Here is a 14812-nt window from a genome sequence, read left to right as displayed (position 1 = left end):
CGGGAGATTTGCGGCCCTTGTGGCTTTTCGGTCGTGCGCTGTTATGCCTCGCGCAGGGCCGCTTCAGCCGCTGCACCAAGGCGCAAAAGCTGCTCTTCTGCGTTGGGGGCGGACATCAAAGAGATGCCGCAGGACGGCGCTCCGGTTGGCAACGTAAGCGCGCAGAGCCCCATGAGATCGCGACTCGCGTGTTGCGCAGCGAAAGGAGATTCTGCGCGAGGTAATAGTCGTGATCGCTGTTCAGCCGCTCGATGTTCGGCGGCAGCATCGGCGCGGTCGGCACCAGCACCGCGTCATAGCCCGCCACGGCCCGGTCATAGCCCGCCCGCGCCAGATCAAGCTTGGCCCAAGCGGCGACGTAATCAGGGCCAGAGAACCCCTTACCCAACCGAAAACGCTCAAAAATTTCAGTGAACATGGCCTCGGGATCGGCCTCGATCACATCGCGCCACAACCCGTAGGCTTCGGTGGTGTAGAGACAAGAACTCAGCGGCATCGCCTCTTCGACCTCGGGCACGGCGATTTCATCGACAGTAGCACCTGCGTCTCGCAACCGCTCCACTGCCGCGTTGAAAGCCGCCTTTGGCTCTTCGGAAAGCTCTTCCATCACAACGTTGGTCAACACCGCAAAACGACAACCTTCGAGATCGCTTTCGTGCAAATCGGGAGATTTGGCACCTTCTAAAACGCTCAGCAGCAGCGCTGCATCTTCGACAGATCGGCAAAGCGGGCCGACCGTATCGAACTTCGCCGCCAGCGGCACCGTCCCGGCCAGAGAGACACGGCCCGCTGTGGTTTTCAGCCCCACCAGATCGTTCCACGCCGCCGGGATACGCACTGACCCGCCCGTATCGGAGCCAATCGCCGCCGCCGCCAGGCCAAAGGCAACCGAAGCCGCCGCCCCGGAGGACGACCCGCCCGACACACTGTCAGGCTCGTTGACACAAGGCGGTGTCGCAGTGCTGGGGTTATGACCAAGGCCCGAAAAAGCCAATTCGCTCATATGGGTCTTACCCAAACAGACCAGCCCCATGGCCGTGGCATTGGCGAGGACTTCGGCGTCGCTTTCCGGCACGCGGCCTTCGAGCAGCTTGGTCCCCGCCTCCGTCGCCGTGCCCGCGGTGTCAAAAAGGTCTTTCCAAGAGATCGGCACACCATCGAGGGGCGACAGGCGCTGGCCGTCGCGGCCGCGCTCTGCCGCCGCCGCCGCTTCGGCGCGGGCGCGCTCGGGGGTGACGCGGGCATAGATACGGTCGCGCATCGGATGTGCGTCGATGGCATCAAGAAAGGTATCGCAAAGCGCCACGGGGTCGATATCGCCCGCCGCGATTCCGCGCCCCAGATCCGCTGCCGTCATTTCCAACCATTCCCGCATGTCGTACCCCTTGCCGATGTTCGTGGCGAACCTAGCGACCGTTCGGCGCATGGACAATCCCTGCGCGCAGGTCATATCTAGGGCCATGGATTTTGACCACGATATCGCGATCATCGGCGGCGGGCTGAACGGCCCTGCCCTTGCTCTGGCCCTCAGCCGCGCGGGTTTGCGCGTGGCGGTGATTGACGCCCTGCCCGCGCAGACATTTGAGAATGCCGACTTCGATGGCCGCGCCTATGCGCTGGCGCTGACCTCGGTCAGGTTGATGGAAGGCATCGGCATCTGGCCCGAGATCGCCGGCGACGCCCAGCCGATGCTTGAGATCAAGGTCACCGATGGGCGCGCCGGAACCGGCCCCTCGCCCATGTTCATGCATTTCGACCATGCCGAGATCGAAGACGGCCCGATGGGCCATATGGTCGAAGACCGCCACCTGCGCCGCGCCTTGCTAAAGGCCGTTGCGGCCGATCCGGCGATCACCATGTTGAACGACACCCGCGTCACCGATCAAACGGTAGAGCCGACAGGCATCACCCTGACGCTGGAGGGTGGCAAGACCCTGCGCGCGCGACTGGCAGTCGGGGCCGATGGGCGCGGCAGCGGCACCGCCGAACGCGCCGGGATCAAGCGCATCGCATGGTCCTATGCACAAACCGCATTGGTCTGTGTGGTCAACCACGAGAAACCCCACCACGGCATCGCGCATCAGTTCTTCATGCCGCCCGGCCCGCTGGCAATCCTGCCGTTGACGGGTAACCGCTCGCTCATCGTCTGGAGCGAAGCCAAAGCCAATGCCGCCGCGATCAACGCCCTGCCAAACGCGCAATATCTCGACGTCCTTCGCCCGCGTTTTGGCAGCTTTCTGGGTGAGATTTCTCTGACCGGCCCGCGCTACAGCTATCCACTTGGCCTATCACTTGCGCATTCCATGACCGCCCCGCGTGTGGCGCTTTTGGGGATGCTGCGCATGGGGTCCACCCCATTGCAGGTCAGGGATTGAACGCAGGTCTGCGCGATGTGGCGGCCTTGGCCGAGGTGATTGCCGATGCGGTGCGACGGGGCGAAGACCCCGGAAACGACGCGGTACTGGCGCGCTATCAGGAATGGCGACGGTTCGACAATGCCAGCCTTGCGCTGGCGACCGACAGCTTCAACCGGCTGTTTTCGAACGACAATGCACTTTTGCGCTTGGCCCGCGACATGGGCATGGCCGCGATCAACGCCCTGCCCGGCCTGCGCCGGACCTTCATCCGCGAAGCGGCGGGGCTGACGGGCGACTTGCCCCGATTGATGCGTGGAAAGCCCCTTTAGCGGGGTCCAGTTACAGCGTCCGCGCTTCGTCCGGCAGCATCACCGGAATGCCATTGCGGATCGGATAGGACAGCCCGGCAGCTTTCGACACCAGCTCTTGCTTTTCCGCGTCATAGGTCAGCGTGGTTTGGGTGCGCGGGCAGATCAATGCCTCCAGCATCCGGCGGTCGAATTGAACGGTGGCATCCGTCATTGCATCAAGCCCTCTTCCTGACCGCCGCGCATCGCGAATTCGATCAATGTCACCAATGTCTCGCGCCGGGTTTCCAGCGAAGGCGCCTCTAGCAACGCCTGTTTGTCCTCGGCTTCAAACTCCAACATCATCGACAGGGAGTTTATCAGCAGCTCATCCTCGGCATCTTTCAACGTGTCCCAATCAGCCGAGAGGCCGCGGGTGTCGAAATACCGCCCCAAGAGATCAAGAAACCGCACCCGGTCGAAACTGTCGTCGACCTCATCCTCGCCCAAGTCACGGTCAAAGCCCGCCCAGTTCACATCGCAGCGGCGATAGGGGGAAAAGCCTTCAATCTCTTCCACCACGCGAAAGCGCGAGACGCCGCCAAGAGTCACCATATAACGGCCATCCTCGGTCTCGGAAAACTGGGTGATGCGGCCCGCGCAGCCGATCTGGTGCAGCCCGTTGCCGTCGCGGCCGGGCATCTCGTTGGGCTGGACCATGCCAATCAACCGCGTGTCAGTCTTGAGCGCGTCTTCGATCATCTGAAGGTAACGCGGCTCGAAGATATGCAGCGGCAGGCGCGAGCGGGGCAGCAGCAGCGCCCCTGCCAACGGAAAGATCGCAATAGTCTTGGGCAGTTCTGCGGGCTTGATCATGACAAGGGACTTAGCGCGCCCGTCTCCTCAGGCAAATATCATTGACGACAGTTTACGACGCCCGCTCAGCACCACCGGATCATTGGGTTTCAGCGCTTCGAAGATAGTGAAAAGCTGCGTCTTGGCGGCGCCCTCGTTCCACTCTCTGTCGCGGCGGAAAAGCTCCAGCAGATGATCGACAGCGGCCTCGGCATCGTCATGCGCGTAAAGCGCTTGGGCCAGATCGAACCGCGCCTGATGATCGTCGGGGTTCGCCTCTACCTTCTCGGTCAACTCGGCCACGGGGCCGGCATCGGCGGCCTGATGCGCCAGTTGCAATTGGGCATGGGCGGCTTCAAGCTCGGGGGCCTTGGAGATCTCAATCGGCGCGCCGTTCAACAGGGCTTCGGCCTGCTCCAACTCGCCCATCGCGATATGGGACCGGACCATCCCGCCATAGGCAGGCGCGTTCACCGGGTCTTCTTCCAGAATTGCGGCAAAGGTCTGCGCCGCATCGGCAGCAGCCCCCTCGGCCAGCATCTCTTCGGCGGCGGCGACGGCATCGGCCAGCGTATCACCGGGGCTTCGCCGCCCCCGCCTTTACCACGCGGTCGACGAAAGCCTTGATCTCGGACTGCGGCAGCGCGCCTTGGAAACCGTCGACCGGCTGGCCTTTGAAAAAGGCATAGACCGTGGGGATCGATTGGATCTGCAATTGGCCCGCAATGTTCTGGGCCTCATCGACATTGACCTTCACCATCTTCACCGCGCCCTTGGCCGCGCGCACGGCGTCCTCCAACATCGGGCCAAGCGTCTTGCAGGGGCCGCACCACGGCGCCCAGAAATCAACGATGACCGGCACCGTTTGCGAGGCATCGACCACGTCAGCCATGAAGGTCGCCTCGGTCGTGTCCTTGATCAGGTCGGCATCCGCAGGGGCGGCGGTGGAAAGGTTCAGGTCGGTCATGCTGTTATCCTCGCTAATCGCGTTTGGCCTTATATGGACGTGCGGGGACGCGATTCAAAGGTCAAAACTGGCAAAAACCGGCGCGTGGTCGCTGGGTTTCTCCCAACCGCGCGCATCGCGGACGATATGGCTGGAGTGCCCGGCCTGCGCGATATCCGATGTGGCCCAGATATGATCGAGCCTGCGACCCTTGTCGGCGGCATCCCAATCGGCAGCGCGGTAGGACCACCAGCTATAGAGATTGCCCGCGGGCACATCTTGGCGGGTGATATCGACCCAATTGCCCGCATCCTGCACCGCGCCAAGCGCTTCGACCTCGACGGGCGTGTGGCTGACGATCTTCAACAGCTTTTTGTGGTCCCAGACATCATCCTCACGCGGGGCGATGTTCAAGTCGCCCACAAGGATCGACTTCTCGGGTTTGTCGCCGTGGAACCAGTCGCGCATTTCCGAGAGGTAATCGAGTTTCTGGCCAAACTTCTCATTGATCTCGCGGTTGGGTTTGTCGCCGCCTGCGGGGACGTAGAAATTGTGAATCGTGGTGCCGTTTTCCAGCTTGGCCGCCACATGGCGGGCGTGGCCCAACATGGCGAAATCCTGATCGCCCGCATCCACCAAGGGCAGCTTCGACAGGATCGCCACACCGTTGTAGCCCTTCTGCCCACGCGCAACCATATGGGTGTATCCCGCCGCCTTGAACGCCTCGACCGGGATCTTGTCGACCGGGCTTTTGCATTCTTGAAGGCAGAGCACATCCGGCCCGTGTTCGGCCAGCAGCTTCAGCACCAAAGGCTCGCGCAGACGGACAGAGTTGATGTTCCAAGTGGCGAGAGAAAAGGACATGGGGGCAGGCTCCGGTCTGGGGGTAGGTCGGCACAATAACGCGGGTGGCGCGGCGGTGCCATGCGGAAATGGGGTTCCTTGCGGTAAGGGCCATCGCCTGCCCGCGAGTCGGCGACCCAAGGCCGCTTGTTGCCACTTTATGGTGCGGCCTTGATGTGGGTTCTGAAGGTCGCGCCCAGCCTCTCTAAATCGCCTATCCGGTCGCACCGGAGGTGCGCTCAGAATGATACGGCACGCCTTTGGCGTGACGGGCGGGCAGGCGATGGCCCGGCGCCTGCGGCGTGTCTCCGGGCCGGAGTGACGATCTCAACCCCGCCCCGGACAAAAAAAGGCCGGGCACTATGGCCCGGCCAGTCCAACAGGGAGGTATGTACCTTTACCCGGGTACAAAAGTCGGGCTTCAAACCGAGTGGCGGGTCATGAAAACCCCGCCTCTCAGGGTTTCCAACCAAACGAGGTTGGAAATGGTTCCCGGTTTTTATGCCATCAGGCGATAACCACCGGATTCAGTCACCAGCAAGCGGGCATTCGAAGGGTCAGGCTCGATCTTCTGCCGCAGGCGGTAAATATGGGTTTCAAGCGTGTGGGTCGTGACGCCCGCATTGTAGCCCCAGACCTCATGCAGCAACACATCGCGCGGCACCACACCATCGTTGGAGCGGTAGAGGAACTTGAGGATATTGGTCTCTTTCTCGGTCAGACGCACCTTGCGGTCGTCCTCCGTGGTCAGAACCTTCATCGCGGGTTTGAACGTATAGGGTCCAAGCTGGAACACCGCATCTTCGGACTGCTCGTGCTGGCGGAGCTGCGCACGGATACGGGCCAGAAGGACGGGGAATTTGAACGGTTTGGTGACATAGTCATTCGCCCCCGCATCAAGGCCGAGGATGGTATCGGCATCGGTGTCATGACCGGTCAGCATCAGGATCGGGCTTTTCACCCCCTGTTTGCGCATCAGACGGCAAAGCTCACGGCCATCGGTATCGGGCAGACCCACGTCGAGGATGATAAGATCATAGAGCGCCTCTTTCGCCTTGGTCATCGCCTCGGTGCCGTTGGCGGCCTCGAACACATCGAAATCCTCGGTCATGATAAGCTGTTCGCTCAGCGCTTCGCGCAGGTCATCGTCATCGTCAACGAGCAGGATTTTCTTAAGCTGGGCCATCTATCTCTCCGTCTGTTGCCTTATACATGCGCTTCGGCACGGGCTCCGACAAGGTATGTGACCTCTGTCTCACAGCCTCGTGTCAACAAAGCGTGAAATGTTTCAATTCCTTGGGAAATAACTTAGATAAACGCTGAAGCCTTTGCGGAGTTGCAACAAACCATGAGTTTCGCCCCGGACATCACCGAACAACTGGCGCGTGCGCGGGCCGATTTACGCATGGGCGTGCCCGTGGTTTTGGCCGGTGGGGCGCAGGCCGCGCTTGTGCTGGCGGCGGAAACGCTGACCGCGCAGCGCCTTGCGGATGTGCTGGCCTTGGGCGGTGCGCCGGTGTTGGCAATCACGGCGCGGCGGGCGGAAACGCTTAAGGCGCGCGCCTATGATGGCAATCTCGCGCGCGTGCTGCTGCCCCCCGGTGCAACGCCCGCTTGGGTGCAAAGCATCGCCGACCCGGCGGATGACCTGCGCGCCCCGATGAAAGGGCCCCTGCAGACCGCGCGGGGCGGGGATACGGCCGCCCACAGCGCCGCGCTTGATCTGGTAAAGGCCGCGCGGATGCTCCCCGCCGCATTGGTGCTGGACCTGCCGCAGGGCGCTGACTTCGCGCGACTGCATGGGTTGACCCTGATCGATCTCACCGCCGCCGCCCCCATCCTCGCCCGTCGCAGCGCCCTGCACCCGGTGGTCAACGCCCGCCTGCCGATGGAGGTGTCCGAGGCCGGGCGTCTGCATATCTTCCGCCCTGAGGACGGTGGCGAAGAGCATTACGCCATCGAGATTGGCCGCCCTGCCCGCAACACGCCCGTCCTCTGCCGGCTGCATTCGGCCTGTTTTACTGGCGATCTGATGGGCAGCCTAAAATGCGACTGCGGCCCGCAGCTTCGGGCTGCATTGGCGCAGATGGGCGGTGAGGGCAATGGCGTGCTGCTTTACCTCAACCAAGAGGGGCGCGGCATCGGCCTTGCCAATAAGATGCGCGCCTATTCCTTGCAGGATCAGGGTTTCGACACGGTTGAGGCCAATCACCGGCTGGGGTTTGAGGATGATGAGCGCGACTTCCGCCTCGGGGCCGACATTCTGCGCTCCATGGGCTTCTCCGCCGTGCGGCTGCTAACCAACAACCCCCGCAAGGTCGGGATGATGAAGCAAAGCGGCATTGCGGTGACCGAGCGCGTCCCGCTGGCCGTGGGCGAGAACCGCCATAACAGCGCCTATCTGGCCACCAAAGCCGCGAAGTCTGGGCATCTGCTGTGACCCCGAACGATATGGTTTTGACCCCGACGGGGCTGCGGTTTCAGGGGCGGCGCTATGCCTGCAGCATCGGCAAGGGCGGTCTGACCCATGACAAGCGCGAAGGCGATGGTGCCACGCCGCGCGGGGTCCATCGCTTGGTCGGCATGCTCTACCGGCCTGACCGCATCCCGGCCCCAAGCGCTTGGGCGCAGCCGATCGGGACCGGTGATCTGTGGTCGGACGCCAGCGGCCAGCCTGACTACAACCACCGCGTCCATGTCCCCTACCCCCATAGCCACGAGGCGCTGCGCCGCGCCGATCCGCTCTATGATCTGGTGATCCTGACCGATTGGAACTGGCCAGAGGCCGAGGCCGGGCGCGGCTCCGCGATCTTTATTCACCAGTGGCGGCGGCCCGGCTACCCGACCGAGGGCTGCATCGCCTTTGCGCGGGACGATCTTCATGAGATCGCGGCCCGTGTCGGCCCGGCGACGCGGCTGATTATTCGCTAACCCGCTCGCCAAAGATGGCAGAGCCGACGCGCACATGGGTAGCACCAAGCGCGATGGCCTGCTCAAAGTCACCGCTCATGCCCATCGACAGGCCGCTTAGATCGTTGCGCGCGGCAATCTTGGCCAGCAGGGCGAAATGCAGCGATGGGGCCTCATCCACCGGGGGGATGCACATCAGCCCCTTGACCGGCAGGTCCAGCGCACGGCATTCGGCAATGAAATCATCCGCCTCACGGGGCATCACCCCGGCCTTCTGATCTTCTTCGCCGGTGTTGACCTGAATGAACAGATCGGGACAGCGGCCCATTTCCTGCGCCAGACGCGCGATGGTCTTGGCCAGTTTGGGCCGGTCGACCGTGTGGATCGCCTCTGCCAGTTCCATCGCCTGACGGACTTTGTTGCTTTGCAAGGGGCCGATGATGTGCAGGTCGATGCCGTCGAATTCTTCGCGGAAGCCGGGCCATTTGCCCGCCGCCTCTTGCACGCGGTTCTCGCCGAAAGAGCGGTGCCCCTCTTCCAAGACCGCACGCACACGCGCATCGGGCTGAACCTTGCTGACGGCGATCAAGGTGACCGACCCCGCCGCGCGGCCTGCATCGGCTTCGGCTTTCGTGATGCGGTTTTGGATGTCGCTCAGACTCATTTTCGGCCCTCCATTTCAGGCGCGCAGAAAACAACAGCCTTGAGTAAAGAAAAGGGGCAGACCGAAAGGCCTGCCCCAATATTCAGAGTATGTCGTTCAACTTAGAAGTTGAAGCGAACACCCATGTCGGCGCGGTCGTCGCCGTTGAAGCGGTGAGCAACACCACCACGCAGGGAGACACCGCCGCCCAGGTCGTGGTTGAAGTCAACACCGTAGCCGGTGTCGTTGCCTGCGCCGTCTTGGTCAGCAACATAGACTTCTACGTCTGTCGCTGCGCCAACGTCGAAACGACCGGCCAGAACAACGCGGTCACCGTTGGTGCCGTTGTCAGCAAACGCCAGTGTCACGTCGGCGATGCCGAAGGAACCGCCAGCTGTTGCTGTGAACTCGGTGTCGCCTGCGTCGTCGGAGTCTTGACCACCAACTGCGAAGGTCCAGCCGCTCCATGTGTAAGCAACGTAACCAGCAACGCGGTCGTTGGTGTCGGAAGCCGACACGTGAACCGACAGATCGCCAGCGGAGTACATGACTTCAACGCCGTTGGAGCCAGCTGCGCCGTTACCACCGGAGGAGTATGCGTCGCCGTTGCCGCCGAACGCGGTGTAGTCATAGCCCAGGCCGGTCAGGCCGAGGTCGATCGGGTACTGACCCGGCATGGATTCCAGAGCACCGAAGATGTTGCCAACGCCGACTTCAAAACCACCGGTACGAGCGAAGAAACGCACACCGTTGATGCCTGTACCGGCTGGGCCAGCATTTTCTGCGAAGTCATCAGCTGTACCGAGAACGTTGTCGGGACCTTCGTTGATCGACTGCTGCTCATCCGAGTTGTTCTGCTGGATGCGTGCACGGGCACCGAAGACAACGCCAGCGTCGGACTCAGCTGTCGCGTCGATCTGCAGACGGAAACGGCTGGTGACGTCTGTGGAGTCGCCTGCTGCTGTGTCGTTGTACAGGATACCAAAACGGCCGTAGCCGCCGAATGTTACGTCTGCTGCTGCTACACCGGCGGTCGCAACCAGGGCTGTTGTAGCGAAGAGAACTTTTTCATGAGTTTTCCCTCGGTTTGAATTCATATGCCCAGACCGGGGAATCCGGTAAGGGTATGAAGGGTGTTTGCCCCCAATGCCCCGCACTTGGCAAGGTTCGCGCGCCCCCGCCCTCAATGTCGCTGACGCTGGTGCAGCTATGCCACAGTTTCGCCGCCCGGGCCTGCCCCGCCTGCCCGTCACTGCCTTTGGCGCAGGGGCAGAGCGCCCGAACAGGCACCTATGACATAGACCTTGCCGATAAGGGCCTGCTTGGATAGACCGGAGCGCAAACAGGCAAAGGAAAGCTGCAATGGCCCTTCGTACCGCTTGCAAGATGGCGATCTCCGTTCTGGCGCTCAGCGCGCTTGCCGCCTGTGGTGGGGGCTTTGGCAGCCCAGCCACGGAACGGCCGGATCAATACACCAACCCGAACAATCCCAATAACATTGAGACCAATCCAGACAATACGATCTGGTCGATCTTCAATCGCAAGAACACGGATTCCAGCGTTTCAGTGAACAAGTACCTCTGGTCGGCCTCGCTGGAAGTGTTGAACTTCCTGCCGGTGCAATCGGTCGATCCTTTCACCGGGGTTATCGTCACGGGCTACGGCACCCTCCGGGCGGTGGCCGTGCCTATCGCGCGACCGTGCTGATCGACGACCCGGCACTGGATGCCCGCTCGCTCAACGTGGCGCTGCAAACCTCTGGCGGTCAGCCCGTGGCACGGGCCACGACCCGCGCGGTAGAGGATGCGATCCTCAGCCGGGCGCGGGAAATGCGCGTGTCCGACAGCAAATTCTGAGCCCGCTTAACTCAACACCTTTCCAACGCCGGGCCTTGTGAAAGCAGCAGCCCGGCGTTTTTCATGTCACGAAGGTCCCCTCATGCCCCGCTATACCCCCGCCGAGATCGAAGCCCGCTGGCAGCAAGCCTGGGAAAAGGATGGCGTCTTTCAGGCCACCCGCAACGCTGACAAGCCGAAGTACTATGTGCTTGAGATGTTCCCCTACCCCTCGGGCCGCATCCACATGGGGCATGTGCGCAACTACACGATGGGCGATGTGATCGCGCGCTACAAGATTGCCACCGGGCATAACGTGCTGCACCCGATGGGCTGGGACGCCTTTGGCATGCCCGCCGAGAATGCTGCTATGGCGATCGGCGGCCACCCGGCGGATTGGACCTATTCCAATATCGCCGAGATGAAGAAGCAAATGAAACCTCTGGGCCTGTCGATCGACTGGTCGCGTGAGATCGCCACCTGCCACCCCGGCTACTACGGCCAGCAGCAGGCGTTGTTTCTCGACTTCCTCAAAGAGGGTCTGGTCTACCGCAAAAACGCCGTGGTGAACTGGGACCCGGTCGATATGACCGTGCTGGCCAACGAGCAGGTCGAGAACGGCTGCGGCTGGCGCTCTGGCGCGCCGGTAGAGCGGCGCGAGCTGACGCAGTGGTTCTTTAAGATTTCGGATCACTCCGAAGAGCTGCTCTCGGCGCTCGACAGCCTCGACAACTGGCCCGCCAAGGTAAAGCTGATGCAGGCGAACTGGATCGGCAAATCGCGCGGGCTGCAGTTTGCCTTCTCGACCATCGAAGCGCCTGAAGGTTTCGACCGCATCGAAGTCTACACCACCCGCCCCGACACGCTGCTGGGCGCGTCTTTTGTCGGCATTTCCCCCGATCACCCGCTGGCCAAGACGCTGGAACGCGACGATGAAGCCGTCGCCGCCTTCTGCGCCGAATGCCGCAAGGGCGGCACCACCGAAGAGGCGATCGAGACCGCCGAGAAGCTGGGCTATGACACCGGCATCCGCGTGCGCCATCCCTTTGACACGGCGCATGAACTGCCCGTCTATATCGCCAACTTCATCTTGATGGACTACGGCACCGGCGCAATCTTTGGCTGCCCAGGCCACGACCAGCGCGATTTCGACTTTGCCAGCAAATACGATCTGCCGATCATCTCGACCTTTCTGCCGTCCGAGGATGTCTCGCCCAAGCTGTCCGAGGCCTATGTGCCGCAGAAGTCCGAAAAGGTCTTCTACAACCGTGGCTTCGCAGGCGACCAGTGGCAGACCGGCGAAGTGGCCGTCGATGCCGCCATCGCCTTCTGCGAGGAAAACGGCATCGGCCAAGGCGTCACCAAATACCGCCTGCGGGACTGGGGCCTTTCGCGCCAGCGCTACTGGGGCTGCCCGATCCCGGTTGTCCATTGCGACGACTGCGGCGTGGTGCCCGAAAAGAAAGAGAACCTGCCGATCGAGCTGCCCTATGATGTCACCTTTGAGACCCCCGGCAACCCGCTTGACCGCCACCCGACATGGCGCAACTGCGCCTGCCCCGCCTGCGGCAAGGACGCGCTGCGCGAGACCGACACGATGGACACCTTCGTCGACAGCTCGTGGTACTACGCCCGCTTCACCGCGCCGCGCGCCGATACCCCGACCGATCTGGACGATGCTGCCTACTGGATGAACGTCGATCAATATATCGGCGGCATTGAGCATGCGATTCTGCACCTGCTCTACGCCCGGTTCTTTGCCCGCGCCATGCAGATCACCGGCCACCTGCCCGAAGGGGCGGCCGAGCCTTTCGACGCGCTCTTTACCCAAGGTATGGTGACGCATGAGATCTACCAGACGCGCGACGCCAATGGCCGCCCGGTCTATCACCTGCCCGAAGAGGTGACCGAGGGCAAACTCAGCGACGGCTCCGAGGTGGAGATCATCCCCTCCGCTAAAATGTCCAAATCCAAGAAGAACGTCGTCGACCCGCTGCACATCATCTCGAACTACGGCGCCGACACCGCGCGTTGGTTCGTGCTGAGCGATTCGCCCCCGAGCGGGACGTCGAATGGACTGCCAGCGGTGCCGAGGCGTCTTATAAACACCTCTCCCGCGTCTGGAACATCTGCGACCGCGTGGGCGAAATGGACCGCGATGCGGCAGGCACCGGCGACGACGAGTTGCTGCGCGCCATGCACAAGACGATCCATGACGTGACGATGGGCGTCGAATCCTTCGGCTTCAACGCGGCGATTGCCAAGCTTTATGCCTTCACCGCCACCTTGCAGAAATCCAAGGCAGGCTATGCCGCGCAGCGCGAAGCGATCATGACGCTGGCGCAGCTCATGTCCCCGATGACCCCGCACCTGGCCGAAGACATCTGGGCGCATCAAGGCGGCGAAGGGCTGATCACCAAGGCCCCATGGCCCAAGGCCGACGAGAAGATGCTGGTCGATGACACCGTGACCCTGCCGATCCAGATCAACGGCAAACGCCGGGCGGAAATTCAGGTGCCCGCCGACATGCCGAAGGAAGAGGTTGAAAAAATCGCGCTGGCGCATGAAGCTGTCATTCGAACGCTGGACGGGGCCACACCGAAAAAGGTCATCGTCGTGCCCGGACGGATTGTGAATGTCGTTGCCTAAGCCCACCCATATGCGCCGCCGCTTCCTGTTGGCTCTGCCCCTGCTGGCGCTCGCCGCCTGCGGGTTCGAGCCGGTCTATGGCCCCGGCGGCGCAGGCACGGCCCTGCAAAACCGCGTGCTGGTCGATGCGCCCGAAGACCGCTTTGGCTATTTTCTGGTGCGCGAGGTGGAAACCCGCTTGGGCCGTGCCGCCACCCCCGCTGGGGGCTGGCGCTGACCACCACCACAACCGAAGACGGGCTGGCCATCGACAGCGAAGGCAACACCCGGCGCTATAACCTGCTTGGCACCACCTCTTACGCGCTGCGCGATCTCGACAGCGGACAAATCGTGACCTCGGGCAAGGTCGAAAGTTTTACCGGCTATTCCGCCACCGGCACCACCGTCGCCACCCGTGCCGCCGAGTTGGACGCGCAGGAGCGCCTAATGGTGATTCTGGCTGATCTCGTCGTGAGCCGTCTTTACGCAGCTGACCTGCCGCAATGAAGCTCACCCCGCGCGACGCAAAGCCCTATTTCGCGCGGCCTGATCCCGCGCGGACGGGGCTTTTGATCTACGGCAGCGATGCCATGCGCGTGGCGTTGAAACGGCAGGAATTCCTGAAAAACCTGCTTGGCGCCAATGCCGAAGAGGAAATGCGCCTCAGCCGGATGCCAGCAGGTGAATTGCGCCGCGATCCGGCGATGCTGATGGACGCGATCAAGGCCGTCGGGTTCTTCCCCGGCCCCCGAGCGGCGCTGGTGGAAGAGGCAAATGACAATATCGCCAAAATCCTGCTCGACGCGCTGAAAGACTGGCAGCCGGGCGACGCGCAGATCATCGTCACGGCGGGCGATCTAAAAAACCTCCAAGGTGCTCAAAGCCTTTGAGAGCCACCCCAACGCCTATGCCACCGCGATCTATGATAACCCGCCCGACCGGGCCGAGATCGAACAGATGCTAAAGGATGCGGGCCTCACCCCCGAGGCCGACGCCATGGCCGCGCTCAGCGATCTGGCCCGCACCCTTGATCCGGGTGATTTCCGCCAAACGCTAGAGAAGATCACGCTCTATAAACTGGGCGACAGCACCCCCATCGGGCTGGAAGACATTGCCGCCTGCGCCCCCACCTCAACCGAGGCTGAGGTCGACGACATCCTGCATGTCGTCGCCGAGACCCGCGCCGCCGAAATCGGCCCGGTGATGAGCAAGCTTCAAGGCCAAGGTGTGAACCCGGTGACCCTCATCATCATGGCGACCCGGCATTTCCGCACCCTCTACCGCATCGCCGCTAACCCCGGCGCGCCGATCTATGGCGTGCGCGACCGCGACCGCGCCATGCGGCAGGCGCGCAACTGGGGCGCGGTGAAGCTGGAAACCGCGCTTGCGGTGCTGACCGAAACCGACCTCAAGCTGCGCTCTGCTGGGCAGCACGCCCCGGCGCTGGCTTTGGTCGAGCGGGCCTTTATCCGTCTGGCGATGCTGGGCGCACAACGTTGATTTTGGGA

Annotated in this window: 8 protein-coding genes and 7 pseudogenes; 7 read left to right on the top strand and 8 right to left on the bottom strand. The window is 62.5% G+C overall.

Going from position 1 to position 14812, the window contains the following annotated elements:
- Nucleotides 1-41: 41 nt before the first annotated feature.
- Nucleotides 42-1375, bottom strand: a pseudogene (locus tag ACFQAU_RS09465) (amidase).
- 49 nt (nucleotides 1376-1424) lie between these two features.
- On the opposite strand from ACFQAU_RS09465, the pseudogene ACFQAU_RS09460 reads away from it, so the two are divergent.
- Nucleotides 1425-2686: pseudogene (locus tag ACFQAU_RS09460) on the top strand (FAD-dependent monooxygenase).
- 10 nt (nucleotides 2687-2696) lie between these two features.
- Here the strand turns inward: ACFQAU_RS09460 and ACFQAU_RS09455 are convergent.
- The 5 genes and pseudogenes from ACFQAU_RS09455 to ACFQAU_RS09435 all read right to left on the bottom strand — a co-directional run bounded on the left by ACFQAU_RS09455 (nucleotide 2697) and on the right by ACFQAU_RS09435 (nucleotide 6474).
- Nucleotides 2697-2879, bottom strand: a complete 183-nt coding sequence (locus ACFQAU_RS09455) for a Trm112 family protein (RefSeq protein WP_132444122.1) — start codon at nucleotides 2877-2879, stop codon at nucleotides 2697-2699.
- Entirely contained in the window at nucleotides 2876-3520 is a 645-nt protein-coding gene (locus ACFQAU_RS09450) for an LON peptidase substrate-binding domain-containing protein (protein ID WP_067624388.1), read from the bottom strand. The genes ACFQAU_RS09455 and ACFQAU_RS09450 overlap by 4 nt, the downstream gene beginning before the upstream one ends.
- Before the next feature lie 27 nt (nucleotides 3521-3547).
- Nucleotides 3548-4466 (bottom strand): annotated as a pseudogene (trxA, locus tag ACFQAU_RS09445) (thioredoxin).
- Between the two features lie 54 nt (nucleotides 4467-4520).
- Complete coding sequence (locus ACFQAU_RS09440) at nucleotides 4521-5309, bottom strand: exodeoxyribonuclease III (RefSeq protein WP_132444120.1); 789 nt, start codon at nucleotides 5307-5309, stop codon at nucleotides 4521-4523.
- Nucleotides 5310-5787: 478 nt separating this feature from the next.
- Nucleotides 5788-6474: a response regulator transcription factor gene (locus ACFQAU_RS09435; protein ID WP_067261731.1), complete on the bottom strand. Its 687-nt coding sequence runs from the start codon at nucleotides 6472-6474 to the stop codon at nucleotides 5788-5790.
- A 162-nt stretch (nucleotides 6475-6636) separates the two neighbouring features.
- Between ACFQAU_RS09435 and ribA the strand changes: the two genes are divergently transcribed.
- Nucleotides 6637-7728, top strand: coding sequence for a GTP cyclohydrolase II (gene ribA / locus ACFQAU_RS09430; protein ID WP_132444119.1), 1092 nt, complete (start codon nucleotides 6637-6639; stop codon nucleotides 7726-7728).
- Nucleotides 7725-8219, top strand: a complete 495-nt coding sequence (locus tag ACFQAU_RS09425) for a L,D-transpeptidase family protein (RefSeq protein ID WP_132444118.1) — start codon at nucleotides 7725-7727, stop codon at nucleotides 8217-8219. Before ribA ends, ACFQAU_RS09425 begins: the two co-directional genes overlap by 4 nt.
- Here ACFQAU_RS09425 and ACFQAU_RS09420 read toward each other — a convergent pair.
- The gene (locus ACFQAU_RS09420; protein WP_132444117.1) at nucleotides 8209-8862 is read right to left on the bottom strand and encodes a YggS family pyridoxal phosphate-dependent enzyme; all 654 of its coding nucleotides are present in this window, start codon (nucleotides 8860-8862) and stop codon (nucleotides 8209-8211) included. The genes ACFQAU_RS09425 and ACFQAU_RS09420 overlap by 11 nt on opposite strands.
- A 101-nt stretch (nucleotides 8863-8963) precedes the next feature.
- Complete coding sequence (locus tag ACFQAU_RS09415) at nucleotides 8964-9938, bottom strand: porin (protein WP_386281864.1); 975 nt, start codon at nucleotides 9936-9938, stop codon at nucleotides 8964-8966.
- A gap of 265 nt (nucleotides 9939-10203) precedes the next feature.
- Here ACFQAU_RS09415 and ACFQAU_RS09410 point away from each other — a divergent pair.
- The 4 pseudogenes from ACFQAU_RS09410 (at nucleotide 10204) to holA (ending at nucleotide 14804) form a co-directional block, all read left to right on the top strand.
- Nucleotides 10204-10697, top strand: a pseudogene (locus ACFQAU_RS09410) (DUF3576 domain-containing protein).
- An 82-nt stretch (nucleotides 10698-10779) separates the two neighbouring features.
- Nucleotides 10780-13325: pseudogene (gene leuS, locus ACFQAU_RS09405) on the top strand (leucine--tRNA ligase).
- Nucleotides 13312-13811 (top strand): annotated as a pseudogene (lptE, locus tag ACFQAU_RS09400) (LPS assembly lipoprotein LptE). The pseudogenes leuS and lptE overlap by 14 nt, the downstream one beginning before the upstream one ends.
- Nucleotides 13808-14804, top strand: a pseudogene (gene holA, locus ACFQAU_RS09395) (DNA polymerase III subunit delta). The pseudogenes lptE and holA overlap by 4 nt, the downstream one beginning before the upstream one ends.
- Nucleotides 14805-14812: the final 8 nt, after the last annotated feature.

The sequence above is a fragment of the Sulfitobacter profundi genome, assembly GCF_042661425.1.
Lineage (GTDB): Bacteria > Pseudomonadota > Alphaproteobacteria > Rhodobacterales > Rhodobacteraceae > Sulfitobacter > Sulfitobacter profundi.
Note: the sequence above shows the minus strand (reverse complement) of the source record. Positions and strands in the feature narration are given on the sequence as shown.

Excerpts from the sequence above, each read along its gene's own strand:
- ribA (WP_132444119.1), top strand. The coding sequence starts at position 6,637 with ATGAGTTTCGCCCCGGACATCACCGAACAACTGGCGCGTGCGCGGGCC.
- ACFQAU_RS09455 (WP_132444122.1), bottom strand. The coding sequence starts at position 2,879 with ATGACGGATGCCACCGTTCAATTCGACCGCCGGATGCTGGAGGCATTG.
- ACFQAU_RS09420 (WP_132444117.1), bottom strand. The coding sequence starts at position 8,862 with ATGAGTCTGAGCGACATCCAAAACCGCATCACGAAAGCCGAAGCCGAT.
- ACFQAU_RS09440 (WP_132444120.1), bottom strand. The coding sequence starts at position 5,309 with ATGTCCTTTTCTCTCGCCACTTGGAACATCAACTCTGTCCGTCTGCGC.
- ACFQAU_RS09435 (WP_067261731.1), bottom strand. The coding sequence starts at position 6,474 with ATGGCCCAGCTTAAGAAAATCCTGCTCGTTGACGATGACGATGACCTG.
- ACFQAU_RS09450 (WP_067624388.1), bottom strand. The coding sequence starts at position 3,520 with ATGATCAAGCCCGCAGAACTGCCCAAGACTATTGCGATCTTTCCGTTG.
- ACFQAU_RS09415 (WP_386281864.1), bottom strand. The coding sequence starts at position 9,938 with ATGAATTCAAACCGAGGGAAAACTCATGAAAAAGTTCTCTTCGCTACA.